Genomic DNA, 25890 nt, shown 5'->3' on the forward strand with positions numbered 1-25890 from the left:
GCGGGCGGCGCATCGGGCGTCGGCGGATTGTAGAGGATTTGGCCGCGGCACGCATCGATAAAAGAACGATCGTTCACTTTTTATTGACGCGTGCCGGACACCCGCCGGACGGCCATCGGCCGCGGCGAAGCGGTGAGTGTCCGAACGAACCGGGGAGCGGGAAGCGGCGGGGGCGGCTCTTACGCGGGCAGGTACGCGAGGCGCACGTAGATCGGTGCGAACGGCTCGGCCTGCGTGATCTCGAGCAGCGATTCGCGCGCGAGTTCGAGCATCGCGATGAAGTTCACGACGACGACCGGCACGCCGCGCGACGTGTCGAACAGGTCGGCGAACTCCATGAAGCGCGCGTTCTGCAGCCGGCGCAGGATCAGGCTCATGTGTTCGCGCACCGACAGCTCCTCGCGGGAGATCTTGTGGTGCTGGACGAGCTTCGCGCGCTTGAGCACGTCGGCCCACGCGGCGCGCAGATCGTCCGAATTCACGTCGGGAAAGCGCGGCGTGACGCTTTGCTCGATATACACCTCGGCGCGCAGGAAATCGCGGCCGAGCTGCGGCAACTGGTCGAGCCGCTGCGCGGCGAGCTTCATCTGCTCGTACTCGAGCAGCCGGCGCACGAGTTCGGCACGCGGATCCTCGGCCTCCTCGCCCGTGTCGGCCTTCTTGACCGGCAGCAGCATCCGCGACTTGATTTCGATCAGCATCGCGGCCATCAGCAGGTACTCGGCCGCCAGCTCGAGATTCGACGTGCGGATCTGGTCGACGTAGCCCAGATATTGCGCGGTGACCTGCGCCATCGGGATGTCGAGCACGTTGAAGTTCTGCTTGCGGATCAGGTAGAGCAGCAGGTCGAGCGGGCCTTCGAAGGTCTCGAGAAAGATTTCGAGCGCATCGGGCGGGATGTAGAGATCCTGCGGCAGCTTGAAGAGCGGCTCGCCGTACAGGCGAGCGAACGCCGCGACACCGTCGACCGTGTCGGGCGTCGAATCGGCGCCCGCGGGCGCGGCGATCGCGTCGTCCTGCCGGGCGGCGCTGGCCTCGTCGGCGGCGCTCACGTCGTCAGAAGTTCTGGTAGTAGACGTACGACGTTTGCTTCACGCGCGATTCCTGCTGCTCGGCGCGCTCTTCGAGATCGATCGGCTGCTTGTCCCACAGCAGGGAACGGCCCTTGCGCTGCTCTTCCTCGAGCGTCGGCTTCTGCTGCTTGAGCTGGTTCAGGAACTGCGTGACGTCGGACTGGTACGGCATGGCTGGATCTTCCGTTTCGGGCGGCGCACGATGCGCCGGATTCGCGATGGCGGGATTTTACCGCATCGCGGGGAACAGCCGGCGCCAATCGCGCGTCGAATCCGCTGGCGGTGCCGGCGGGCATGGGGCGGCGGCCCTGTCGGGCGCTGGCATTCTTTCACAATCGTTTGGCTGCGACGCCCGCGCCCTGTGGTCAAATACAGGGTTTTCCACGAAACCGTAACGATCCAGGACGGCGAGGTCATATTTGGCGGGGCAGTCGAACCAGCAAGCACACATGGCGCATGACGCGGGCTCGCGCGCGGCCCGCGATCGCGCCGGCGCCGCGGCCCGCGTCGCGCGGGCGGCCCTCGCGGGTTGCCTGGCCGCGTGCTTCGCGCTGCCGGCCCACGCGAAGTACGACGTCGACATCGACGCGCCGCGCTCGATCCGCAAGCTCCTCAAGACCCATCTCGATATCGCCCGCTTCGCCAAGCGCGACGACATCAGCGACGATCAATTCGACTTCCTCGTGACCGCCACGCCGCAGCAGGTCCGCGACCTGGCCGCGACGGCCGGCTATTTCTCGCCGGTCGTGCGTACCGACGTGCGCACCCGCGACGGCAAGCGCGACGTGCGCATCGCGGTCGATCCGGGGAAGCAGACCATCGTGTCGACGGTCGACCTGACGTTCAAGGGGCCCGTCGAAACCGAGGAGCCGAAGCAGGAGACCGCCACCCGTTTCGCGTTCTCGATGAAGCCGGGCGACCCGTTCACGCAGTCCGACTGGGACGACGCGAAGGGTGCGGCGCTGCGGCAACTGCAGTCGCGCCGCTATCTCGGCGCGAAGATCGTGTCGTCCGAGGCGCGCATCGATCCGCGCACGCAGCGTGCGACGCTCGCGGTCACGTTCGACAGCGGCCCGACGTTTACGATCGGCAAGGTCGACGTCGACGGCGTGCGCCGTTATCCGGAAAAGATCGTCACGAACGTCAATCCGCTGTCGGAAGGCGAGATCTACGACGTGCGGCGGATCAACGAATTGCAGCGGCAGTTGCAGAACACGCCGTACTACGCGAGCGTCGCGATCGACGTCGGCGACGATACGTCGAAGCCCGAGCGCACGCCCGTGCACGTGAAGGTCAGCGAGTTCCCGTACAACAACATTCGCGGCGGCGTCGGCTTCGCCACCGATACCGGTCCGCACGTGCAGGGTTCCTATACGTATCTCGACACCTTCGGCGCCGCATGGCCGCTGACCGTGTCGGGCCGGCTCGACCAGATCCAGCAGTACGGGCAGGTCCAGCTGTCGATGCCGCCCGGCGAGAAGGGCTGGACCAACAGCGTGCTCGCGTCGTATACGAACACCAACGTGTCCGACACGCGCATCTACAGCGCGCGGGTCGGCGTGCAGCGCGCGCGCACCGGCCAGTTCATCGACTATTCGTATTCGCTGATGTACTACCAGGACCGACTCGACCAGAACGGCGCGGGGCCGACCACGAGCCGCGCGCTCGTGCCGCAGTGGGCGTGGACCCGCCGCAACGTCGACGATCCGCTGTTTCCGCGCTCGGGCAACCTGATTCATGCGGAGGCCGGCTTCGCGGTCAAGGGCGCGCTGGCCGACGAAACCTTCGTCCGCGGCTACGCGCGCGGGCAGCAGTACCTGCCGATCGGCAAGCGCGACCTGTTCGTGTTCCGCGCGGAGCTCGGCGGCGTGTTTACGAGCGGCAGCTCGACCGGCGTGCCGGCGTCGCTGCTGTTCCGCGCGGGCGGCTCGAATTCGGTGCGCGGCTACGGCTACCAGAGCATCGGCAACAGCGTCGACGGCTCCGTCCTGCCGACCAAGTACCTGGTGACGGGCACCGCCGAATACCAGCACTGGTTCAACCGCGACTGGGGCGCCGCGACGTTCTTCGACATCGGTACCGCGACCGATGCATGGGGCGAGCGCGTGTTTTACCCGGGCGTGGGTGTCGGTGCGCGCTGGCGCAGCCCGGTCGGCCCGATCAACGTCGACGTCGCGTACGGCTTGCGCAATCACAGCGTGCGCCCGTATTTGACGCTCGGCATCGCTTTCTGAACCTGCCGTCCTATCCACGACGAACCGCATGACGAAGGACCCGAACGACACGCCGCCGCCTCACGATCCGGATTCGCCCGACGGCGCGCCCGACACGCCGCCGCGCGGGCCGCGCCGCGGCCGCGCGTGGCGGGTCGTCGCGTGGACGCTCGCGACGGTCGTGCTGCTCGTCGTGCTGGCGGCGGGGCTCGTGCTGGGCGCGGTGACGACCGAACGCGGGACGCGGCTCGCGTGGCAGGCGGCCGGCAAGGTGCTCGGCACGCGGCTCGCGGGCACGCTCGAGGGGGGCTCGCTCGCGACCGGCGTGCGCTTGCGCGGGTTCGCATGGACCAGCCCCGACGGCACCGGCACCGAAGTTCGCATCGACCGGCTCGACGGCCGCTGGGCACTGACGCGCGCGCCGTGGCGGCTGTCCGTCGCCTATCTGCGTGCCGGCACGATCGACGTGCGGATCGCGCCGGGGCCGTCGACGCCCGGTACGACGCCGCAGGACCTGAGCCTGCCGCTGCAGGTGCGGATCGACGACCTGCGCGTCGACCGCCTCGCCATTCACGAAGGCGCATCGACGACGCAGCTCGACCATCTCGCGCTGAACGGCCGCAGCGACGGCCGGCACCATGAACTCGTGCTCGACGGCGTCGATACGCCGTACGGCGCGCTGACCGCGCGGGCGAAGCTCGACGGCGTGAAGCCGTTCGCGCTGACGGGCGAAGCCACCTATGCAGGCAAGCTGTCCGACGAAGCGGTCGATGCGCGGGCCCGCGTGTCGGGCTCGCTCGAGGCGCTCGTCGCCGAGGTCGATGCGAGCGGGATGAAGCTGAACGGGCGCGCACACGTCGAGGCCGCGCCGTTCGGCGCCGTGCCGCTCACGCGCGCGTCGCTCGCGTTCGATCACGTGAACCCGCAGGCGCTGTCGCCCGGCGCCCCGGCGGCCGATCTCGCGGTGCGCGCGGAACTCGCGCCGGTGAGCGCGCCGGCCGGTTCGGCGCCGGCGAAGGGGTTCGCGGTGACGGGCCCGGTGTCGATCGTCAACGCGAAGCCGGGCACGCTCGGCGACCATCTGCTGCCGTTGATCGACGCGCACGCGAACGTGCATCTCGACGCGCACGCGCAACGGATCGACGGCCTCGCGCTGAAGCTGATCCGCGACGGCAGCGTGACCGGCGGCGGCACGCTCGCGGGCGGCAAGGGCCGCTTCGACCTGAAGGTCGCGAACCTCGACCTGAACGCGTTCGTCGCCGAGCTGCGGCCGATGCGCCTCGGCGGCCCGCTTGGCGTCACGCTCGCGCGCGACGTGACGACCGTCGATTTCGACCTGAATGACCCCAAGCTCGCGCTCGGCGCGCGCGCCAAGGTCGCGCTGACGCAGAAGCAGACCGTGCTGACCGACACGCGCGTGACGGCCGGCAAGGGGCGCATCGACCTGACCGGCGTGTTCCGCCACGACGCGCATTCGAGCTACGACGCGAAGGCGACGCTGACGGCGTTCGATCCGCTGCTGCTCGCCGCGATGAGCGCACCGAAGGCGGGCGGCGGCAAGGCGCCTGCGAAGGCGGTCAAGGCGCCGGCCAAGCGCGGCGAGACGCGCGTGTCGGGCACGCTGACGGCATCGGGCGCGTTCGCGCCGCAGGTCTCGACGAAGGCGACCTTCAAGCTTGGCGACAGCCTGTACGACGGCGTGCCGCTGACCGGCGCCGGCGTCGTGCAGCTCGCCGGCTCGCGGATCCTGCCGAGCAACGCGAACCTGTCGATTGCCGGCAATCACGTCGACCTGCGCGGCAGCTTCGGCGCGCCCGGCGACCGGCTGCGCTTCGTCGTCGACGCGCCGCAGCTCGACCGGCTCGGCTTCGGCGTCGAAGGGCTCGTGCAGGCGCAGGGCGACCTGACCGGCAGCTTCGCGCATCCGAACGTGACGGCCAGCTACAAGGCCGAGCACGTCGTCGTCGGTTCGAACCGGATCGGCTCGGCGCAGGGCCGCGCGGACATCCGCGACGGCGCGCACGGCGCGCTCGTGTTCACGACCGACGCGGCCGACGTCGCGCTCGGCTCGTTCAAGCTGAAGTCGTTGCGCGCGAACCTCGACGGCACGCGCGCGAAGCACACGCTCGACGCATCGGCGCTCGGGAATGCCGGCGGCCGCGTGATCGACCTGACGCTCGCGGCGAACGGCGGCGTGGTCGAGAACCGCGACGGCATGAGCTGGAACGGCACCGTCACGCGGCTTGCGAATCGCGGCACGCCGGCGCTCGCGCTGCAGGCGCCGCTGACGATATCGGCCGGCGCCGGGCGCGTGACGCTCGGCGCGACGCGGCTCACGCTCGAAGGCGCGTCGATCGACCTGAAATCGTTCGTGTTCGATCGCGGCCAGATGCGCTCGGCGGGCGCCGTGACCGGCGCATCGGTCGCGCGTTTCCTCGAGGTTCGCCAGGCGCTGACCGGCCAGCGGCCGCCGGTGCGGACCGACGTCGTGCTCGATGCCGATTGGGATTTCTCGCTCGGTGCGAACGCGACGGGGTACGTGCAGGTGAAGCGCCGCGGCGGCGACGTGACGATCGAGACCGGGCGCGGCATCGCATCGCTCGGCCTGACCGATCTGTCCGCACGCGCGAGCTTCGCGCCCGGCAACCGGCTCAATGTGACGGCGCTCGCGAAGGCGAGCCGGATCGGCACGCTCGACGCGAACGTCGCGGTGCCGTTCGCGCTGCGCGACGGCGTGTTCGGCATCGTCGACGACGGTCCGCTGTCGGGCCGCATCGACGCCGACATCCCCACGCTGAAGACCACCGGCAACCTGTTCGGGCCGAGCTACCTGCTCGGCGGGCGCGCGGCGCTGAAGCTGACGGTCTCCGGCACGCCGGTGAAACCGAACCTGTCGGGAACGCTGACGGGCGACGACCTGTCCGCGACGCTCATCGATCAGGGCGTGCAACTGAAGGACGGCATCGTGCGCGTGAAGCTGTCGGACAACCTCGTCGAATTCGAGCAGGTCGAATTTCACGGCGGCGACGGCACGCTGCGCGCGCTCGGCCGCGTGCGCCTGGACGGCGAGGCGCCCGACCTGACCGCCAGCATCGTCGCGGACAAGCTCGAACTGTTCGCGGCGCCGGACCGCAAGCTGTCGCTGTCGGGCAAGGCCACCGTCGCGAACGACGGGCCGCGCGGCGCGCTGTCGATCGACGGCAAGTTCGTGGTCGACCGTGCGCTGTTCGACCTGCCCGAGCAATCGGCGCCGCACCTGTCCGACGACGTCGTGATCGTGCGGCCGGACGGCACGGTGCGCGGCGAGACGCCGACCGGCACCGCGGTCGCGAAGCCGAAGCCGGTCGAGAACAAACCGGCGCCGTCGCTGGCGCCGCGCGCGAACATCGACGTCGGCCTCGGCAACAACTTCCGCTTCAAGGGCCACGGCGCGGATCTCGGGCTGCGCGGCACGATCACCGTGATGAGCGCGCCGGGCGTGCCGTTGCGCGCGGTCGGCAACGTGCGCGTGACCGAAGGCTCGACGTACACGACGTTCGGCCGCAAGCTCGCGGTCGAGAACGGCTTCTTCACGTTCAACGGCCCCGTGTCGAACCCGGGCGTCAACATCCTCGCGATGCGGCGCAACCAGGAGGTCGAGGCCGGCGTGCAGGTGACGGGCACGATCCAGTCGGCGACGGTCAAGCTCGTGTCGGAGCCGAACGTCACGGACAACGAAAAGCTGTCGTGGCTGCTGTTCGGGCACGGCACGGACCAGGGCAACAACGTCGGCCAGCAGGGGGCGATGACGGCGGCACTCGGGCTGCTCGGCAGCGTGACCGGCAAGCGCGTCGCGCAGACCTTCGGCCTCGACGAGGTCTCGGTCGGCCGCAGCGAAGTCGGCCTGACCGATTCGCAGGTCGTGCTGGTGTCGAAGGCGATCAACGAGCGGTTCGTGCTCGGCTTCGAGCAGGGGCTTCAATCGGCGAGCAACGCGTTCAAGGCGACGATCAACCTGACGCGCTTCTGGTCGGTGTCCGCGTACGGCGGCACGTTCCAGGGCGTCGACCTGAATTACACGCGGCGCTTCGATCGGTGGTTCGGGCAGCGGTGAGGGAGGAGGCATGACAGGGCACCGGGGATGGCCCCTGGCCTTCTGCACGTCGGGGGCACGGGGGCCTCAAGAGTCTGGTTCAGCATTCTTGCTCGTCGCCAAGGCCATAGTTGCAAGCAAAGGGATCGTGCCACTTATTTCTTTTATATAGCAAGTTGACTGATCCGCCTCTTGACCAAAATAATGTCGAAGTTCCTCCTGAATATAGTTGAAATTTGCCTGAGCTGTTGTCGCTGAATGTAATTGTCCCGGTGGTGTAGCAGGGGGAGTAGCGTTCTGTCGTAATCGTGTAGCTCTCGACAGGATATGCCTTTTCGAAATAATGTCTCACTTGGTTGATCGTTGGCTTAAATTTCTTGCACCCTTCCATCAAATTGGAGTCCTGGGTGTCAAGATTTAATCCCGTTTCATCGATCGTCGCTTTTTTTACGGTTCTTGCTTGGGTTGTTGTTTGTAATGTTATAAAAACAAGTGCGAGCAAGAGTCTGGTCGGCCGGGAATTTACCATCTTGCGGTGGCTGCTTCTGTCGGTGTTTTATAGGATAGCTGGGGGTGGCGATAAATTTCCTGGGGTGAAATATAAAGAGTCTCTGTTAATTCTTTGATTAGCCATCGAAGAGATGAATTTTGCTTCCCTGTAACATCTTCGTAAATCTTCTCCTTCCGGTTAGTGCCGGGCTTGTCTTTGTCATGTGATTCTCCAACTAATTCAATGCCAATCGAGTCGTTGTTCGATGGATAGCGATTCGGCCATGTTTTTTTGTGCTCGTGAATCGATAGCTTTGTATATTTGTGTTCTATTCCGGATGCTATCTTCAATTCCGCGGCAGGGCATTCATGTGTAATGATGCAGCGAGATTTGAGTTTACCAACATGATTGGTTCTTTTGAGTAGTGAAGCTGTTTGATGGATTGTTCCGTCTTTGTCGATTAGGAAATGTGCGCCATTGGCACCTTTTTTCCTGTAGCTATTAAAGGTGCTTTCTGCTGTTGGACCGTCTGTTTGATGAACAACGATTCCATTGATCTTGTTCATCGGGCCTCGCTCAATTTCCGAGAATATCTTGACCTGGATGCGCTCAGCATCGACATGGCCTTGTTTTGAAATGAACAGCATGATATGTCCCGTTGTCAGATGGTCTTGTTGGCTTTAATGTCGTAACCCATGCCCACTGTTCCGACGCTACCGCCCTGAGCGTTCTGAATCACGTATTCTTGCTTCACACGCGAGAAAGACAATCGAACTTCTTAGCGCGGGACCCGCATGTTGGGGTTGCTAACCGGCTTGACTCCGGTAATGAGCACGTCCTCCATCGTGATCTTCAGGTATTCGAGTGGTTTGCCGCCAGCTTTGCGCATCACCAGCACAGCCCTGTCGAGGGGCCTGCCTATCAAGCAATACTGAATCAGATTCGGTGTGGCGCGATCGATATAGTGCTCGAACGTTAGATCGTCAACGGTGCATCTGCCTGCACCACCACCGCTTCCCATGTGCATATTGGATTGCTGGCTTACCGACCAGGTCCACGTAAGTACCTCGATTTCATTCGAATGACTGCGATCGGTCGACTCGCCCTCGATACCCGTGAGCTTCAAGAAAATATCCTGCGCCATCTTACTTCTCCCGTCGGATTATTGAGAAATCGAAGGCACCTATCTGCTGCTCAAGGGCTCTCGTGTGAAAAGTTACTCATCCCGGAGCATTGAATCCATGGGACATGTATGGTTTTGACGGATTTTTGCGTTGGCGTCGGGGTAATCTCGCAGGCCGTTGCAAACGGAAAGCAGCGTTGGTAGATGTCATTGGCGCTAACAAGGTCAGCATCGGCAACGGCGTGGCGCAGGCAAAAAAAAACCCGCACGCTACCGACGTGCGGGGTTGTTGCTCAGGCAGCGCGCCGCTTACTTCACGCGCATGCCGGGCTTCGCGCCGCTGTGCGGTTCGAGGATATAGAGGCCCGGTTCCGCCTTCTCGTCGGTGGCCGACGCGGCGAGCACCATCCCTTCGGACAGGCCGAACTTCATCTTGCGCGGCGCGAGGTTCGCGACCATCACCGTCAGCTTGCCGACGAGCTGCTCCGGCTGGTACGCGGACTTGATGCCCGAGAACACGTTGCGGGTCTTTTCCTCGCCGACGTCGAGCGTGAGCTGCAGCAGCTTGTCCGAGCCTTCGACGGCCTGGCACGCGACGATCTTCGCGATGCGCAGGTCGATCTTCGCGAAATCGTCGATCGAGATCGGTGCGTCGTCGGCGCCGTTCGCGACGGCCGGCTTCGCGTTCGCCTTGGCATTGCTCTTCGCATCCTTCGCGGCGTTCGCGCTCGCGGCGGCCGCACCCGTTGCTTCGGCCTGCAGCGAATCGCGGTTCGCGGCGAGCAGCGCTTCGATCTGCTTCGCATCGACGCGCGTCATCAGGTGCTGATACGCCTTGATCGGCTGTGCCGACGACAGCGGCTTCGCGGCATCGGCCCACGCGAGCGGCGCGATCCCGAAGAACGCCTCGACCGCTTCGGCCACGCGCGGCATCACCGGCTTCAGCGCGAGCGACAGCAGGCGGAAGGCTTCGAGGCTCACGCTGCAGGTTTCGTGCAGCGCGACCGCATTGGCCGGATCCTTCGCGAGATCCCATGGCTTCGCGCCGTCGACGTACGCGTTCACTTCGTCCGCGAGCTCCATCGTATGGCGCAGCGCGCGGCCGTATTCGCGTGCTTCGTAGCTCGCGGCGATCTGCGCGATCGCATCGCGCAGCTTCGCGACGAGCGGATGATTCATCGCGCTGTCCTGCACGCGGCCGTCGAAACGCTTGATCAGGAAGCCTGCCGCGCGACTCGCAATGTTCACGTACTTGCCGACGAGATCGCTGTTCACGCGCGCCTGGAAGTCGTCGAGGTTCAGGTCGATGTCTTCCATCGTCGCGTTCAGCTTCGCGGCGAAGTAGTAGCGCAGCCACTCGGGGTTCAGACCCGTGTCGATGTAGCTCTGCGCGGTGATGAACGTGCCGCGCGATTTCGACATCTTCGCGCCGTCGACCGTCAGGAAGCCGTGCGCGAACACGTTGGTCGGCGTGCGGTGGCCCGAGAACTCGAGCATCGCGGGCCAGAACAGCGTGTGGAAGTACAGGATGTCCTTGCCGATGAAGTGGTACTGCTCGGTCTTCGAGCCCGGGCGGATCCACGCATCGAAATCGATGCCGTTGCGGTCGCACAGGTTCTTGAAGCTCGCGTAGTAGCCGACCGGCGCGTCGAGCCACACGTAGAAATACTTGCCGGGCGCGCCCGGGATCTCGAAGCCGAAGTACGGCGCGTCGCGCGAGATGTCCCAGTCGGCGAGCTTGGCCTCGCCGGCGTCGCCGAGCCATTCGCGCATCTTGTTGGTCGCTTCGGGCTGCGCGAGGCCGCTCACCCATTCGCGCAGGAACGATTCGCAGCGCGGATCGGACAGGCGGAAGAAGTAGTGCTTCGAGATCTTGCGCACCGGCGTCGCGCCCGACACGACCGAATACGGGTTCAGCAGTTCGGTCGGCAGGTAGGTCGAGCCGCACACTTCGCAGTTGTCGCCGTACTGGTCCTTCGCGTGACACTTCGGGCACTCGCCCTTGATGAAGCGGTCCGGCAGGAACATTTCCTTGACTGGATCGTAGGCCTGCTCGATTTCGCGTTCGGCGATCAGGCCGGCTTCCTGCAGCGCGAGATAGATCTTCTCGCTCAGCACGCGGTTTTCTTCCGAATCGGTCGAGTAGAAGTTGTCGAACGACACGCCGAAGCTGTCGAAGTCGCGCTTGTGCTCGGTCCACACGCGGTCGATCAGCTGCTTCGGCGTCAGGCCTTCCTTCTCAGCGCGCAGCATGATCGGCGTGCCGTGCGTATCGTCGGCGCCGATGTAGTAGACCTCGTGGCCGTGCATTCGCAGCGCCCGCACCCAGATGTCGGTCTGGATGTACTCGACCAGGTGGCCGATGTGGATCTGCCCGTTGGCATAGGGCAGTGCGGACGTAACGAGGATCTGGCGGCCGCCTTGCGGCGCCGCAGCCTGCACGGAAGTGAGGTCGGATGCGGACATAGGGTCTGGAAAAGGACAGCAGAAAACGACGGGAAACCGCGATTCTAGCAGGGGCGCGGGCCGGCGCGGCGGGCACGCGCCGCGGACCGGGCGGCAGACGGGGCAGAGCCGCTCATGCGGCATGCCCGACAGCATTGTGCTGCGTTGCAGCACGAATTTCGCAGGCAAAAAAAACCGGGGCGGATACGGCCCCGGAGCAACAACGACAAGAGGAGAATGGTGACGCGCCGGCAACACCAGCCACGTACCGTAAATACTGACCACGGCCTGCGACAGAAGTTCGAAAATTTTTTCGATTTGTTACCGGCCCCGCCGAAAGCCTTGTCAGGCGGGGCTGTGCGGGCAGGGCGCCCGCACGTTTCCTCTCGTGGTCGCGCTTACTGATGCTGTTGCGGTGCGCGCAGATAGATCTCGACGCGGCGGTTTTGCGCGCGACCGGCTTCGGTCGCGTTGTCGGCGATCGGGTTCGATGCGCCCATGCCTTGCGCCGACAGACGACCGCCGTTCACGCCGCGCTGCACGAGCGCGTTCACGACGCTTTGCGCGCGGTTCTGCGACAGCGTCTGGTTCAGCTGCGCCGAGCCCGTGCTGTCCGTGTAGCCGACGATCGACGCCGTCACTTGCGGGTTCTGGTTCAGCGTCGTCGCCAGGTCGTTCAGCAGCGGCGTGAACGCCGGCGTGATCGCGTACTGGTTCGTCGCGAACGTGACCGAGCTCGGCACGTTCAGCTTCAGCGAGCCGTCCGGCTGTTCGGTGACCTGCGTGCCCGTCTGCGCTGCCGACGGCGCGAGCTTGTTCTTGATCGCTTGCCAGTTGTAACCCGTCACGCCGCCGACCAGTGCGCCGACGCCCGCGCCGATCGCCGCGCCCTTGCCGCCGCCGGCCAGTGCGCCGATGCCTGCGCCCAGCGCCGCACCCGTGCCGGTGCCGACGGCCGCATTGTTGCCCTGCTGCGTGGCGCAGCCTGCCAGCAGCGCGCCGGCGAGTGCGAAGACGGACAGGCGAGTCGCGATTTTCATGTTCATGTTGGATTCCTCTCTTGGTTGAACGAGTCGACAACGACGACAAACAACAGTTACGGCTTCCTGCGCGGGCCGTCCGAAAAAGGAAGGCCGGCCTGCGCTCGCGGCAGCCGCCGAGGCGGTCGCATGCCCTGTCCGTCAGCGTGGCTGTTCGGACAGCGCGGCGCGTCAGCCTCTACAATATAGGCGGTAAGTGGCCGATTTGGCCCTATAGCATGCCGCACGCGAAGAGTGCGCCGGGTCGCGCGTTCGCGCAATGGCGTGCAACAGATTCTTTCACTTTTCCCGACTTTCGCAGCGTAATTTGATATTTTTTGACGTTTGCGCGCGAGAAAAACGTTTTCACGGAGTTTCGATGAGCATTGACCGGGCACAAGTCGACGCCGCACTGGCGGCAGTCGTCGACCCCAATACCGGCCGCCCGTACGCGGCGAACAAGGGCGTGCGCAACGTCGCGATCGACGGCGATGTCGTGGCGCTCGACGTGGTGCTCGGTTATCCGGCGCGCAGCCAGCACGACGACGTGCGCGCGCGCGTCGTCGCGGCGCTGCAGGCCGTGCCGGGCGTGCGCGACGCGCGCGTCGCCGTGTCGCAGGAGATCGTCGCGCATACGGTGCAGCGCGGCGTGAAGTTGTTGCCGAATGTGAAGAACATCGTCGCGGTCGCATCGGGCAAGGGCGGCGTCGGCAAGAGCACGACGGCCGTGAACCTCGCGCTCGCGCTCGCCGCGGAAGGCGCGTCGGTCGGCATTCTCGACGCCGACATCTACGGCCCGTCGCTGCCGACGATGCTCGGCATCCACGGCCAGCGCCCCGAGTCGCCGGACAACCAGTCGATGAACCCGCTCGTCGGCCACGGGCTGCAGGCGAACTCGATCGGCTTCCTGATCGAGGAAGACAACCCGATGGTGTGGCGCGGCCCGATGGCGACGTCCGCACTCGAGCAGCTGCTGCGCCAGACCAACTGGCGCGAGCTCGACTACCTGATCGTCGACATGCCGCCCGGTACGGGCGACATCCAGCTCACGCTCGCGCAGCGCGTGCCCGTCACCGGCGCGGTGATCGTCACGACGCCGCAGGACATCGCGCTGCTCGACGCGAAGAAGGGGCTGAAGATGTTCGAGAAGGTCGGGATTCCGATCCTCGGCATCGTCGAGAACATGAGCATCCACATCTGCTCGAACTGCGGCCACGAGGAGCACATCTTCGGCGCGGGCGGCGCGGAGCGGATGGCGAAGGATTACGACGTGACCGTGCTCGGCAGCCTGCCGCTCGACATCGCGATCCGCGAGCGCGCCGACAGCGGCACGCCGACCGTCGCGGCCGAGCCGGACGGCGCGCTGGCGCGTCGTTACCGCGATATCGCGCGCGGCGTCGCGCTGGCGATTGCCGAGCGATCGCGCGACATGACGTCGAAGTTCCCGTCGATCGTTGTTCAAAATACGTAAAACCCTTGCGGGGCGGGGCCTCACGCTGCTTACGGCGCCGCGAGGCGCGGTATCATGGCGACTTTTCCCGGGTCCCTTTACCCGCCCGGCGCGGCCGTCGTCTCGAATGGCCGCCAGCCGGCATGAGGATCGAATGAAACAACGACATCACGGCGTGCGCGCCGGCCGCGCGCGGCGCGCGCTGCTGGCCGCCACCGCGCTGGGCCTGCTGGCCGGCTGTACCGCCTTTTCCTCGTCGCACGAAAAACGGGCCGACGCGCAACTGCAGCCGACGGTCGGCTCGCAGGCGCGCGGCGCGGTCACGTTCGTCGAGCGCCCCGACGGCGTGCAGGTCACCTACAACCTGGTCGGCCTGCCGCCGAACAGCGACCACGCGCTGCAGGTGCACGAACGCGGCGACTGCAACGCGGGCGACGGCTCGAGCGCCGGCCAGGTGTTCGCGCCGGCCGCCGACCGGCTGCGCGCGGGCGCGCGCGTCGCCGGCGATCTCGGCAACATCCATGCGGATTCGAACGGCGTCGCGGCCGGTTTCATCGTCGCGCCCGATCTGGCCCTCGACGGCGTGCGCTCGGCGCTGAGCCGCGCGGCGCTGGTGCACCGCGACGCGAGCGATCCGGCGTTTCCGCAGCATGGCGCGGGGCCCGCGCTGGCCTGCGGCGTGATCCGTTGACGGCCGCCGCGTGCCCGGGACGATGATCGCGTAAAATGTGCGCCTTTCCCGGCCGCCGTCTCGAACCGGCGGCCTTTGCTTAACACCTACCGTCACGCAGCGTATCCAGGCGCCCCGATATGAGCATCAAGTCCGACAAATGGATTCGGCGCATGGCCGAAGAGCACAAGATGATCGAGCCGTTCGTGCCCGGTCAGGTCCGCGAGTCCGAGGACGGTCGCAGGATCGTCAGCTACGGCACGTCGAGCTACGGCTACGACATCCGTTGCGCGGACGAATTCAAGATCTTCACGAACATCAACTCGACGATCGTCGATCCGAAGAACTTCGACGAGGGTTCGTTTGTCGATTTCAAGGGCGACGTGTGCATCATCCCGCCGAATTCGTTCGCGCTGGCCCGCACCGTCGAATATTTCCGCATCCCGCGCACCGTGCTGACGGTCTGCCTCGGCAAGTCGACCTACGCGCGCTGCGGGATCATCGTCAACGTGACGCCGTTCGAACCCGAGTGGGAAGGCTACGTCACGCTGGAATTCTCGAATACCACGCCGCTGCCCGCGAAGATCTACGCGAACGAAGGCGTCGCGCAGGTCTTGTTCTTCGAGAGCGACGAGGTGTGCGACGTGTCGTACGCCGATCGCGGCGGCAAGTATCAGGGTCAGCGCGGTGTCACGCTGCCGAAAACCTGATCTGGTTGCATAACGTCTCACCAGTTTCCGGGTGACCGCTGCGCGTGACGCGCCGCGGTCGTTCTTTTTGGAGAATCGCCCATGAAGTTTCGTTTCCCCGTCGTCATCATCGACGAAGATTTCCGCTCCGAGAACATCTCGGGCTCCGGCATCCGGGCGTTGGCCGAAGCGATCGAGAAGGAGGGCGTCGAAGTCCTCGGCCTCACGAGCTACGGCGATCTGACGTCGTTCGCGCAGCAATCGAGCCGCGCGTCGTGCTTCATCCTGTCGATCGACGACGACGAACTCATGCTCGGCGAAACCGGCGCGGACGGCGAGCTGCCCGAGCTGGCCACCGCGATCATCGAGCTGCGCGCGTTCGTCACCGAAGTGCGTCGCCGCAACGCGGACATCCCGATCTTCCTGTACGGCGAGACGCGCACGTCGCGGCATCTGCCGAACGACATCCTGCGCGAACTGCACGGCTTCATCCACATGTTCGAGGACACGCCGGAGTTCGTCGCGCGCCACATCATCCGCGAAGCGAAGGTCTATCTCGATTCGCTCGCGCCGCCGTTCTTCAAGGAACTCGTCAAGTACGCGGACGAAGGTTCGTACTCGTGGCACTGCCCGGGTCACTCGGGCGGCGTCGCGTTCCTGAAGAACCCGCTCGGCCAGATGTTCCACCAGTTCTTCGGCGAGAACATGTTGCGCGCGGACGTCTGCAACGCGGTGGACGAACTCGGCCAGCTGCTCGATCACACGGGCCCGGTCGCCGCGTCCGAGCGCAACGCGGCGCGCATCTTCAGCGCCGATCACCTGTTCTTCGTGACCAACGGCACGTCGACGTCGAACAAGATCGTCTGGCACGCGACGGTCGCGCCGGGCGACATCGTGCTGGTCGACCGCAACTGCCACAAGTCGATCCTGCACGCGATCACGATGACGGGCGCGATCCCCGTGTTCCTCACGCCGACGCGCAACCATTTCGGCATCATCGGCCCGATCCCGCGCGACGAATTCAAGCCGGAGAACATCCGCAAGAAGATCGAGGCGAACCCGTTCGCGCGCGAGGCGCTGCGCGAGAACCCGGACATGAAGCCGCGGATCCTGACGATCACGCAGAGCACGTACGACGGCGTGGTCTACAACGTCGAGATGATCAAGGACCTGCTCGGCGACCTGCTCGACACGCTGCACTTCGACGAAGCGTGGCTGCCGCACGCGACGTTCCACGATTTCTACCGCGACATGCACGCGATCGGCGACGGCCGTCCGCGCACGGGCGCGCTCGTGTTCGCGACGCACTCGACGCACAAGCTGCTCGCCGGCATCTCGCAGGCATCGCAGATCGTCGTGCAGGATTCGGAGAACCGCACGTTCGACAAGCACCGCTTCAACGAGGCGTACCTGATGCACACGTCGACGAGCCCGCAGTACGCGATCATCGCGTCGTGCGACGTCGCGGCCGCGATGATGGAGCCGCCGGGCGGCACCGCGCTCGTCGAGGAATCGATCGCCGAGGCGATCGACTTCCGCCGCGCGATGCGCAAGGTCGACGCCGAATACGGCGACGACTGGTTCTTCAGCGTGTGGGGCCCGGACAACCTGTCCGAGGAAGGCATCGGTTCGCGCGAGGACTGGATGCTGAAGCCGAACGACCACTGGCACGGCTTCGGCCCGCTCGCGGAAGGCTTCAACATGCTCGACCCGATCAAGGCGACGATCATCACGCCGGGGCTCGACGTCGACGGCGAGTTCGGCGAGACCGGCATTCCGGCCGCGATCGTCACGAAGTATCTGGCCGAACACGGGATCATCGTCGAGAAGACCGGCCTGTACTCGTTCTTCATCATGTTCACGATCGGCATCACGAAGGGCCGCTGGAACTCGATGGTGACCGAGCTGCAGCAGTTCAAGGACGACTACGACAATAACCAGCCGCTCTGGCGCGTGCTGCCGGAATTTGTCGCGCAGCATCCACGCTACGAGCGCGTCGGCCTGCGCGACCTGTGCACGCAGATCCACGACGTGTACCGCGCGAACGACATCGCCCGCCTGACGACGGAGATGTACCTGTCGGACATGGAGCCGGCGATGAAGCCGTCGGACGCGTTCGCGAAGCTCGCGCACCGCAAGATCGACCGCGTGCCGCTCGACGAGCTCGAAGGCCGCGTGACGAGCATCCTGCTCACGCCGTACCCGCCGGGCATTCCGCTGCTGATCCCGGGCGAACGCTTCAACAAGACGATCGTGAACTACCTGCGGTTCGCGCGCGACTTCAACGAGCGTTTCCCGGGCTTCCACACCGACATCCACGGCCTGGTCGCGGAAGAGGTGAACGGCCGCGTCGAGTACTTCGTCGACTGCGTGCGCGACTGATGGCGACGCACGGACGATTCCGGACGATGCGTGCGGCGCTGGCCGCGCTCGTCGTCTGGGCGGCAGGATTGACCGGGCTCGCAGGCGCGGGTGTCGTTCATGCGGAAGTCGCGGCGGCCGACCCGATCGACGTCGCGATGCGGCAATGTCTCGCGCGGCGCGACCGGTCGTCGCCGGCCGGCCAGATCCAGTGCATGGGCGAAGCGCAGCAGCAGTGGCAGGCAGTGATGGACGGCGCGTACCAGCGCCTGTTGAAGGATGCGCCGGCCGACGCGAAGCGCGGCTGGCAGGACAGCCAGCGCCGCTGGCTCACGTGGCGCAAGGACGAAGTGCATCTGCTGCAGGCCGTGTACGACACGACGCGCGGCACCGCGTATGCGATGTCGAGCGCCGACATGCAGCTGCAGCCGGTGCGCGATCGCGCGCTGGCGCTGCGCGGGGCGGCCGATCGCTATGCACCGCCGCCCGCCGCCGTGCCGGTCGCGGCGACGAGCGGTGCGCAGGGCGGTGCGGGTGCGGCGGTGCCGGCCGGCGCCAAGCCGGCGAACGTGCCGCGCGATCCTGCGATCCGCCGCGTGCGGCCGTGCGCGCAGGACGCCGCGTGCGAACATGCGCTGTTCGACCTGAACCGCTATTACCAGAAGCTGCGCCGCAAGATGCCCGCGCATTCGGCCGCGACGCTCGTGCGCGCGCAGCGCGCGTGGGTGGCGTTCCGCGATGCGACGGCGCCGCTCGTCGGCGAGGACGGCCGCGTCGATCTGATCGGTGCGCGCATCGCGACGATGAAGCGGTTGTCGGAGACTGCCGGCAACGGGTAGGAACCGCCGCGATGCCAGTGATCCGGCGCGGCAACGCAAAACGGGCACCCTCGGGTGCCCGTTTGCATTGGCGGCTCGCGTGCGCCGCTTACGCGGGCTGCTGCGTGTCCAGCCGGCCGAACCACGACGGCACGAGCGCGACCGCATCGTCGAGCGACGCGAGCACGTGCAGGCTCAGCGCGACGATGTCGGGCGTCGGTGCCTTCAGATCGGGCACGGTGACGACCGCGGCGCCCGCGCCGGCGGCCGACTGCGCGCCGAAGTCGCTGTCCTCGAACGCGACGCACGCGTGGGCCGGCACGCCGAGGCGCTCGGCCGCGAGCCGGTAGACGGCCGGGTCGGGCTTGCCGCGCGCGACTTCGTCGCCGCCCGCGATCGCGCGGAAGAACGGCAGCACGCCCACTGCGTCGAGCCGCGCGCGGATCACGTCGCGCGCGGACGACGACGCGACCGCGCACGGAATGCCGGCCTGCGCGAGCGTTTCGAGCAGCGCGAGCGCGCCCGACTTCAGCGGAAACTTCGGATGGGGTTCGGGTGCGGCGAGTTGCTCGCGCACGCGGATGCGCACCGCGTCGAACGTGTCGGGGTGGCCGATCAGTCGCGCGAGGATCACCTGGCCTTCGGCGAACGAGCGGCCGACGATCTGCAGATAATCGATCTCGGTCAGCACGACGCCGTGCGCGTTCGACACGTCGATCCACGTGTTCATGATGGTCCGTTCGGAATCGACGAGCAGGCCGTCCATGTCGAAGAGCGCGGCGGAAAAGGTCATCGGGGCATCCGTGAAGCGGGGAAAGCGATGGGCGGCGCGCCGGCCGCCCGAATGAAAAACGGACGCCGAAGGCGTCCGTCCGGGACTGCAGGCGTTACTTGCCCAGCGCGGCGCGGGCAGCCTTGACGGCCTCACGCACCTGGTCGGGCGCGGTGCCGCCCGGATGGTTGCGGCTCGCGACCGACCCTTCGAGCGTCAGGTAGCCGAACACGTCGTCGCCGATCAGGTGCGCGACGTTCGGCAGTTCCTGCTTCATCTCGTCGAGCGTCAGGTCGGCGAGGTCGATGCCGCGGTCGTCGCAGATCTTCACCGCGTGCGCGACGGCTTCGTGCGCGTCGCGGAACGGCAGGCCGCGCTTCACGAGGTAGTCGGCGAGATCGGTGGCGGTCGAGAAGCCCTGCAGCGCGGCCGCGCGCATCGCGTCCGGCTTCACGGTGATGCCGGCGACCATCTCGGCGAAGATCCGCAGCGTGTCGGCGACGGTGTCGACCGTGTCGAACAGCGGTTCCTTGTCTTCCTGGTTGTCCTTGTTGTACGCGAGCGGCTGACCCTTCATCAGCGTGAGGAGCGCCATCAGGTGGCCGTTCACGCGGCCGGTCTTGCCGCGCGCGAGCTCGGGCACGTCCGGGTTCTTCTTCTGCGGCATGATCGAACTGCCGGTGCAGAAGCGGTCGGCGATGTCGATGAAGCCGACGCGCGGGCTCATCCACAGCACGAGCTCTTCGGAGAAGCGCGACACGTGCGTCATCACGAGCGCGGACGCCGCGGTGAATTCGATCGCGAAGTCGCGATCGGACACCGCGTCGAGCGAGTTCGCGCAGATGCCGTCGAAGCCGAGCGTCTTCGCGACCGCGTGACGGTCGATCGGGTAGCTCGTGCCCGCGAGCGCGGCCGCGCCGAGCGGCAGGCGGTTCACGCGGGTGCGGCAGTCGCGCATGCGTTCCGCGTCGCGCGTGAACATCTCGACGTACGCGAGCAGGTGGTGGCCGAACGTGACCGGCTGCGCGACCTGCAGGTGCGTGAAGCCCGGCATGATCGTGTCGGCGTTCTGTTCCGCGAGGTCGATCAGCGCGCCGCGCAGGTCGTTCAGCAGGCCGCCGATGCGGTCGATCTCGCCGCGCAGCCACAGGCGGATGTCGGTCGCGACCTGATCGTTGCGCGAGCGGCCCGTGTGCAGGCGCTTGCCGGCATCGCCGATCAGCGCGGTCAGGCGCGCCTCGATGTTCAGGTGGACGTCTTCCAGGTCGAGCTGCCATTCGAATTCGCCGCGCTCGATCTCGCCCTTGATCTGCGCCATCCCGCGTTCGATCGCGGCCAGGTCGTCGGCGCTGATGATCTTCTGCGCGGCGAGCATGTTCGCGTGCGCGAGCGAGCCGGCGATGTCGACGAGCGCGAGGCGCTTGTCGAAAAACACCGACGACGTGTAGCGCTTGACCAGCTCCGACATCGGTTCCGAGAAGCGGGCCGACCAGGCCTCGCCCTTTTTGTGCAGTTGGGACGTCATGGCGATTCTTCGAAGGGGTGTTGGGCGGCGTGCGCCGCCGAGGGAATCCCGCGATTCTAACATTCGCGGGCCGGCCCGCCCGCCTTTGCGGGCGCGGCCGATGCTCAGTCGCGCACCAGCACGACGAGCTTCAGATCTTCCCGATGCGCGGGCTTCAGCGTGATCTGCTGGTACACGAGGCGGCCGTCGGCCGGGTGGTCGAATTCGCGCAGCCCGCCTTCGCGCTCGAACACGTCCTGGGATGCCCAGTACTGCGCGAACGCGTCGCTGCCGGCCGTCAGCGCGTCGATCAGCGCGCGCGTCGGCGCATCGGTCAGGTGGCGGATCGCATCGGCGCGGAATTCGGCCGCGAGCCGCCGCGCGCGGGTTTCCCAGTCGACGATCAGCGTGCGGGCGGCCGGCGACATGAACGTGAAGCGCAGCAGGTTGCGGTCGTGCTCGCCGTCGAGCCAGCCGGAAAAGAGCGCGGCGGCCGGCGCATTCCACGCGAGCGCGTTCCATTGGCGGTCGAGCACGTAGGCGGGCGTCGCGATCGCCGCGACGGTCGCGGCGAGCGTCGGCGGCAGGTCGCCGCCCGCGACGTCGGGCTCGGCCGGGTCGCGCTGCGCGGCCAGCTCGAACAGGTACGCGCGCTCGGCCTTCGACAGTTGCAGCGCGACGGCGATCCGGGCCAGCGCGTCGGCCGAGGCCGATACGGGCCGGCCCTGTTCGATCCACGTGTACCAGGTCGGGCTGACGCCGCACAGTTGCGCGACTTCCTCGCGCCGCAGCCCCGGCGTGCGGCGGCGCGGGCCGGGCGGCAGGCCGACGGCCTGCGGCGACAGTCGCTCGCGATGGGCGCGGATGAATTCGCCGAGCGCGCGAGCGGGCGAGGCGTCGAGCGGCGGGACGGGGGCGGAGGACGGCTGGTTCATGCGGAAACGGCGAAGTGGATACGAAGACGCGGCAACGATCAGACGGGTGGATCGAATACCAGAATAACTGCTTAACTTGTACTGGTACACATGCGGGCCTATTGTAGCGGCTCGCGCGTCGGCAGGGCAGCGCGCGTCCCACAAAACGTTGCACGGGGCCGGATCGCGCGCTCAAGCGTGGGTTTGACCGACTGCATCACGGAAAGGAGCGAACGATGAAACACCACGACCAGGTCGCCGACGCATTCGGCACGACGGCCGCCGCCTATCTGACGAGCACGGTTCATGCGACGGGCGCCGACCTGCAGACGCTCGCCGACGCGGTGCGTGCGACGCCCGATGCGGCGGTGCTCGACCTCGGTTGCGGCGCCGGCCACGCGAGTTTCGCGGTCGCGCCGCACGTGCGCGACGTGGTCGCGTACGATCTCGCCGCCCCGATGCTCGCGACCGTCGACGCGGCCGCACGCGAGCGCGGGCTCGCGAACATCCGCACGCGGCAGGGCCCCGCCGAGCGGCTGCCGTTCGACGCCGCGACGTTCGACTGGGTCGTGAGCCGGATGAGCGCGCACCACTGGCACGACATGCGCGCGGCTCTCGCCGAGGTGCGCCGCGTGCTGAAGCCGGGTGGGCGCGTGCTGATGATCGACATCGCCGGCAACGACCATCCGCTCCTCGATACGTACCTGCAGGCCGCGGAAGTGCTGCGCGACGCGTCGCACGTGCGCGACTACCGCGCGGACGAATGGCTCGCGATGTTCCGCGCAGCCGGCTTCGACGCGCAGGTGCACAGCCGCTGGCGGCTGCCGATCGATTTCGACACGTGGGTCGCGCGCATCCGCACGCCGGCCGACAGCGTCGCCGGCATTCGCGCGCTGTGGGCGCATGCGCCGGACGAGGTGCGCGGCTATTACGCGGTGCAGCCCGACGGTTCGTTCGAGCACGATGCGTTGCTGATCGACGCGCACTGAGCGTGCGGCGCGCGCTGCGCCGGTTGCGGCCGCATGAAAAAAGCCGCGATACGCATGGGCGCGTATCGCGGCTTTCGTTATCCCGGCCGGCGCCGAACAGGCCCGGCGCCCGCGCGGCCCGCGGTCAGCCGGTGTTGCGCAGGCCGGCCGCGATCCCGTTGATCGTCAGGTGAATCCCGCGGCGCAGCCGCGCGTTCGTGTCGCCCGCGCGGTGACGCTTGATCAGCTCGACCTGCAGGTGATTCAGCGGATCGAGATACGGGAAGCGGTTCTTGATCGAGCGCGCGAGCAGCGGGTTGGTCGCGAGGCGGCCTTCGTGCCCGGTGATTTCAGCGAGCGCCTGCGACGTGCGCTCCCATTCCGCGACGATCCGCTCGAACACGTGCTTGCGCAGCTTGCGGTCGGGCACGAGTTGCGCATAGCGCGACGCGACCGCGAGATCGGTCTTCGCGAGCACCATGTCCATGTTCGACAGCAGGTTCGCGAAGAACGGCCAGGTCTTGTTCATCTTCTTCAGCAGCGTGACGCGTTTCGCGCGTTCGGCGTCGTCGGACGCGCCGTCGAGATACGCGCTCACCGCGCTGCCGAAGCCGTACCAGCCGGTCAGCAGCAATCGGCACTGACCCCACGAGAAGCCCCACGGAATCGCGCGCAGGTCCTCGATCTTGCGCTGCTTCGGATCCTGCAGCTTGCGCGACGCCGGGCGGCTGCCGATGTTCAGCTCGGCGATCTCGGTGATCGGCGTCGACGCGAAGAAGTAGTCGGTGAAGCCCGGGGTTTCGTAGACGAGCGCGCGATACGCGGCCATCGCCGAGTCCGACAGCGTCTGCATCGCGCCTTCGAACGCGGGCAACTGCGCCGGTGCGTTCGACTGCGGCAGCAGCGACGCCTCGAGCGTCGCGGCGACGACCGTCTCGAGGTTGCGCCGGCCGATCGACGGGTTCGAGAACTTGCTCGCGATCACCTCGCCCTGTTCGGTCAGGCGGATCTGGCCGTTCACGGTGCCCGGCGGCTGCGACAGGATCGCCTGGTAGGTCGGGCCGCCCCCGCGGCCGACCGTGCCGCCGCGGCCATGGAACAGTCGCAGCGTGATCTTGCGCTCGCGGAACAGGTCGACGAGCGCGAGTTCCGCGCGATACAGCTCCCAGTTCGACGTGAGGAAGCCGCCGTCCTTGTTGCTGTCGGAGTAGCCGAGCATCACTTCCTGTTCGGCGCCCTGGTGCGCGATCAAAGCGTCGATGCCCGGCAACGCGAAGTATTCGCGCATGATGCGCGACGCGTCGCGCAGGTCGGGGATCGTCTCGAACAGCGGAATTACCATCAGGCTGTTGCGCGCGTTGCTGCCCTGCACGCCGAGCGTGCCTTCGAGCAGACCCGTCTCCTTCTGCAGCAGCAATACTTCGACGAGGTCGCTGACGGTTTCCGTGTGCGAAATGATGTAGTTGCGCACCGCACGCGCACCGAATTGCGCGCGGACCTCGCGCGCCTTCTCGAACACGCCGAGCTCGCTTTGCGCGAGCGCCGAGTATTCGAGGTACGGCGAACGCAGCGGGCGCGGATCGGCGAGCGCGGCGAGCAGCACGCGCAGCTTGTCTTCCTCGGCGAGCGCCGCATAGTCGGCCTCGACGCCCGCGCGCGCGAACAGCTCGGCGACCACCGCCTCGTGGATGTCGGAACTCTGGCGCAGGTCGATGCTCGCCAGATGGAAGCCGAACACTTCGGCCGCGCGCACGAGCGGCGCGAGGCGCGGCGCGGCGAGCGACGTGCCGTGGTGTTCGTCGAGCGACGCGGTCAGCACCTTCAGATCGGCGACGAACGCTTCGGAATCCTCGTACGGAATCGCGCGCACCGGCGGCGCGCCGCGGCCCGCGCTGCGCACGGGTACCGTGCCTTCGCCGACGCGCACGCGCGCGCTCGCGGCGAGCCGCGTGTAGATGCCGATCAGCGCGCGGCGATACGGTTCGTCGACGCGGTGCGGCGACTGGTCGGGCGATGCTGCCGCGAGCGCCTTCACCGCATCGTTCGCGCCGACCAGCAGGTTCGACACCGACAGCTCGGCGCCGAGCTTGTGCACCTGTTCCAGATAGTGTTCGAGAATCACCGCGGCCTGGCGGTTGATCGCCTCGTCGAGCGTCGGCGCGGTCACGTTCGGGTTGCCGTCGCGATCGCCGCCGATCCAGCTGCCCATCTGGAAGAACGCGGGCACGCGGGCCGACAGGCCGTGCTCGGCGAGCGCGGCCTCGATGTCGCCGTACAGCGCGGGAAGCTCGTCGAGGAACGTCGCGCGGTAGTACGACAGCGCGTTCTCGATTTCGTCGCCGACCGTCAGGCGCGAGTCGCGCAGCATGCGCGTCTGCCACAGCGCGGTCACGCGCGCGCGCAGCATCGCTTCGTTGTACTGGCGCTCGCGCGCGGTCAGTTCCTGATCGCGCTCGGCGAGCAGGCGCGCGATGTCGTGCTGCGCGTCGAGGATGCTCTTGCGCTGCACTTCGGTCGGGTGCGCGGTCAGCACCGGCACGATCAGCGCATCGTCGAAGAAGCGTTGCAGCAGGCGCTTCGACGCGTTGCCGGTGGTTTTCAGCTGGTCGAGCGCGTACGCGACCGTGCCGGGCTGCGGCGCGGAGCCCGCCAGCGCGTGGATGCGGCGGCGGCGGTTGTGGTGGCGGTCTTCCGCGATGTTCGCGAGGTGCGAGAAGTAGCTGAACGCGCGCACGACGCTCACCGTCTGCTCCGGCGTCAGCTTGCGCAGCTTCTTCTCGAGCGTCTGCGCGGCTTCGCTGTCGTCCTCGCGGCGGAACTTGACCGCGGTCTGACGGATCGCCTCGACCACGTCGAATACGGTATCGCCTTCCTGTTCGCGCACGACGTCGCCGAGCAGGCGGCCGAGGAAGCGGATGTCCTCGAACAGCGGGCGGTCCTTGTCGTCGCGCGTGCGGGTGCCGGCCTTCGGCGCGACGGCCTGGCGGGCGGCGGGGCCGGCGGCCTGCATCGCGCGTTTTGTCTGACGTATCGGGTCTTTCGGTTTCGTTGCCGTGGGTTTCTTTGCCGTTTTCGCACGGCCGTTCGCGGCGGTGGCGAGCGTGCCCGTGGGGGCGTCGGGGGAGGGCAAGGCAGCATTGCGGCGCGCCGTACGCGCCGATCCGGAAGACTTCACGATGGGTTTCCTTGGGAAAGCTCGAGTCAAAAGGAACTGCGGAAACTGCGGGAACTGCGGTCAAGCAACCAGCTACGTGCGACACATCCGCACAACGGCGCCGCGACCCGCACGGAAGCAGGCCGGGCGCAGGC

Annotated in this window: 17 protein-coding genes and 1 pseudogene; 8 read left to right on the top strand and 10 right to left on the bottom strand. The window is 66.9% G+C overall.

All coding sequences use genetic code 11. The features are described 5' to 3' along the window. Window positions 1–179: 179 nt before the first annotated feature. Both C4B30_RS14655 and C4B30_RS14660 read right to left on the bottom strand, forming a co-directional pair. A complete protein-coding gene (locus tag C4B30_RS14655; RefSeq protein ID WP_027785141.1) occupies window positions 180–1052 on the bottom strand; it encodes a segregation and condensation protein A in 873 nt (290 codons plus the stop codon). A 4-nt stretch (window positions 1053–1056) separates the two neighbouring features. After that, the gene (locus tag C4B30_RS14660; protein ID WP_006478107.1) at window positions 1057–1245 is read right to left on the bottom strand and encodes a DUF3460 family protein; all 189 of its coding nucleotides are present in this window, start codon (window positions 1243–1245) and stop codon (window positions 1057–1059) included. 247 nt (window positions 1246–1492) lie between these two features. Here C4B30_RS14660 and C4B30_RS14665 point away from each other — a divergent pair, with 247 nt between their 5' ends. Then, window positions 1493–3307 (top strand): autotransporter assembly complex protein TamA, encoded by a 1815-nt coding sequence (locus C4B30_RS14665; protein ID WP_027785140.1) that lies wholly within the window; start codon window positions 1493–1495, stop codon window positions 3305–3307. A gap of 28 nt (window positions 3308–3335) precedes the next feature. Next, window positions 3336–7379, top strand: a complete 4044-nt coding sequence (locus C4B30_RS14670) for a translocation/assembly module TamB domain-containing protein (protein WP_027785139.1) — start codon at window positions 3336–3338, stop codon at window positions 7377–7379. Window positions 7380–7880: 501 nt separating this feature from the next. Here the strand turns inward: C4B30_RS14670 and C4B30_RS14675 are convergent. The 4 genes and pseudogenes from C4B30_RS14675 to C4B30_RS14700 form a co-directional block, all read right to left on the bottom strand. Continuing rightward, on the bottom strand, window positions 7881–8495 hold the full coding sequence (locus tag C4B30_RS14675) for a peptidoglycan recognition protein family protein (RefSeq protein ID WP_080681359.1): 615 nt from the start codon (window positions 8493–8495) through the stop codon (window positions 7881–7883). A 14-nt stretch (window positions 8496–8509) separates the two neighbouring features. After that, window positions 8510–8992 (bottom strand): annotated as a pseudogene (locus C4B30_RS14680) (Hcp family type VI secretion system effector). A gap of 288 nt (window positions 8993–9280) precedes the next feature. After that, entirely contained in the window at window positions 9281–11437 is a 2157-nt protein-coding gene (gene metG / locus C4B30_RS14685; protein ID WP_027785138.1) for a methionine--tRNA ligase, read from the bottom strand. A gap of 377 nt (window positions 11438–11814) precedes the next feature. After that, window positions 11815–12462: an OmpA family protein gene (locus C4B30_RS14700; RefSeq protein ID WP_027785137.1), complete on the bottom strand. Its 648-nt coding sequence runs from the start codon at window positions 12460–12462 to the stop codon at window positions 11815–11817. Between the two features lie 352 nt (window positions 12463–12814). Between C4B30_RS14700 and apbC the strand changes: the two genes are divergently transcribed. From apbC to C4B30_RS14725, 5 genes are all read left to right on the top strand, one after another. Continuing rightward, window positions 12815–13906 (top strand): iron-sulfur cluster carrier protein ApbC, encoded by a 1092-nt coding sequence (gene apbC, locus C4B30_RS14705; RefSeq protein WP_027785136.1) that lies wholly within the window; start codon window positions 12815–12817, stop codon window positions 13904–13906. Window positions 13907–14039: 133 nt separating this feature from the next. Then, window positions 14040–14576: a superoxide dismutase [Cu-Zn] gene (sodC, locus tag C4B30_RS14710; protein ID WP_027785135.1), complete on the top strand. Its 537-nt coding sequence runs from the start codon at window positions 14040–14042 to the stop codon at window positions 14574–14576. Window positions 14577–14695: 119 nt separating this feature from the next. After that, the gene (dcd, locus tag C4B30_RS14715) at window positions 14696–15265 is read left to right on the top strand and encodes a dCTP deaminase (RefSeq protein ID WP_027785134.1); all 570 of its coding nucleotides are present in this window, start codon (window positions 14696–14698) and stop codon (window positions 15263–15265) included. Window positions 15266–15346: 81 nt separating this feature from the next. After that, window positions 15347–17626, top strand: coding sequence for an arginine/lysine/ornithine decarboxylase (locus C4B30_RS14720; protein ID WP_027785133.1), 2280 nt, complete (start codon window positions 15347–15349; stop codon window positions 17624–17626). Further along, the gene (locus C4B30_RS14725; protein WP_027785132.1) at window positions 17626–18444 is read left to right on the top strand and encodes a lysozyme inhibitor LprI family protein; all 819 of its coding nucleotides are present in this window, start codon (window positions 17626–17628) and stop codon (window positions 18442–18444) included. Before C4B30_RS14720 ends, C4B30_RS14725 begins: the two co-directional genes overlap by 1 nt. Before the next feature lie 88 nt (window positions 18445–18532). Here C4B30_RS14725 and C4B30_RS14730 read toward each other — a convergent pair whose 3' ends face one another. The 3 genes from C4B30_RS14730 to C4B30_RS14740 all read right to left on the bottom strand — a co-directional run bounded on the left by C4B30_RS14730 (window position 18533) and on the right by C4B30_RS14740 (window position 21634). Further along, the gene (locus tag C4B30_RS14730; protein ID WP_027785131.1) at window positions 18533–19216 is read right to left on the bottom strand and encodes an HAD family hydrolase; all 684 of its coding nucleotides are present in this window, start codon (window positions 19214–19216) and stop codon (window positions 18533–18535) included. A 94-nt stretch (window positions 19217–19310) separates the two neighbouring features. Beyond that, window positions 19311–20720, bottom strand: a complete 1410-nt coding sequence (argH, locus tag C4B30_RS14735) for an argininosuccinate lyase (protein WP_027785130.1) — start codon at window positions 20718–20720, stop codon at window positions 19311–19313. Window positions 20721–20824: 104 nt separating this feature from the next. Next, window positions 20825–21634 (bottom strand): helix-turn-helix transcriptional regulator, encoded by an 810-nt coding sequence (locus tag C4B30_RS14740; RefSeq protein WP_027785129.1) that lies wholly within the window; start codon window positions 21632–21634, stop codon window positions 20825–20827. Between the two features lie 215 nt (window positions 21635–21849). Between C4B30_RS14740 and C4B30_RS14745 the strand changes: the two genes are divergently transcribed. Next, complete coding sequence (locus C4B30_RS14745; RefSeq protein ID WP_027785128.1) at window positions 21850–22602, top strand: class I SAM-dependent methyltransferase; 753 nt, start codon at window positions 21850–21852, stop codon at window positions 22600–22602. 124 nt (window positions 22603–22726) lie between these two features. Here C4B30_RS14745 and ppc read toward each other — a convergent pair whose 3' ends face one another. Continuing rightward, window positions 22727–25756 carry a phosphoenolpyruvate carboxylase gene (gene ppc, locus C4B30_RS14750; protein ID WP_027785127.1) on the bottom strand — a complete coding sequence of 1010 codons (3030 nt, stop codon included), beginning with the start codon at window positions 25754–25756 and terminating at the stop codon, window positions 22727–22729. Between the last annotated feature and the right edge of the window lie 134 nt (window positions 25757–25890).

Origin of the sequence: Burkholderia sp. BE12 (assembly GCF_002959955.1) — a bacterium.
Lineage (GTDB): Bacteria > Pseudomonadota > Gammaproteobacteria > Burkholderiales > Burkholderiaceae > Burkholderia.

Excerpts from the sequence above, each read along its gene's own strand:
- C4B30_RS14675 (WP_080681359.1), bottom strand. The coding sequence starts at position 8,495 with ATGCTGTTCATTTCAAAACAAGGCCATGTCGATGCTGAGCGCATCCAG.
- apbC (WP_027785136.1), top strand. The coding sequence starts at position 12,815 with ATGAGCATTGACCGGGCACAAGTCGACGCCGCACTGGCGGCAGTCGTC.
- C4B30_RS14740 (WP_027785129.1), bottom strand. The coding sequence starts at position 21,634 with ATGAACCAGCCGTCCTCCGCCCCCGTCCCGCCGCTCGACGCCTCGCCC.
- C4B30_RS14660 (WP_006478107.1), bottom strand. The coding sequence starts at position 1,245 with ATGCCGTACCAGTCCGACGTCACGCAGTTCCTGAACCAGCTCAAGCAG.
- C4B30_RS14700 (WP_027785137.1), bottom strand. The coding sequence starts at position 12,462 with ATGAACATGAAAATCGCGACTCGCCTGTCCGTCTTCGCACTCGCCGGC.
- sodC (WP_027785135.1), top strand. The coding sequence starts at position 14,040 with ATGAAACAACGACATCACGGCGTGCGCGCCGGCCGCGCGCGGCGCGCG.
- C4B30_RS14670 (WP_027785139.1), top strand. The coding sequence starts at position 3,336 with ATGACGAAGGACCCGAACGACACGCCGCCGCCTCACGATCCGGATTCG.
- C4B30_RS14725 (WP_027785132.1), top strand. The coding sequence starts at position 17,626 with ATGGCGACGCACGGACGATTCCGGACGATGCGTGCGGCGCTGGCCGCG.
- C4B30_RS14745 (WP_027785128.1), top strand. The coding sequence starts at position 21,850 with ATGAAACACCACGACCAGGTCGCCGACGCATTCGGCACGACGGCCGCC.
- C4B30_RS14720 (WP_027785133.1), top strand. The coding sequence starts at position 15,347 with ATGAAGTTTCGTTTCCCCGTCGTCATCATCGACGAAGATTTCCGCTCC.
- argH (WP_027785130.1), bottom strand. The coding sequence starts at position 20,720 with ATGACGTCCCAACTGCACAAAAAGGGCGAGGCCTGGTCGGCCCGCTTC.
- dcd (WP_027785134.1), top strand. The coding sequence starts at position 14,696 with ATGAGCATCAAGTCCGACAAATGGATTCGGCGCATGGCCGAAGAGCAC.
- C4B30_RS14730 (WP_027785131.1), bottom strand. The coding sequence starts at position 19,216 with ATGACCTTTTCCGCCGCGCTCTTCGACATGGACGGCCTGCTCGTCGAT.
- metG (WP_027785138.1), bottom strand. The coding sequence starts at position 11,437 with ATGTCCGCATCCGACCTCACTTCCGTGCAGGCTGCGGCGCCGCAAGGC.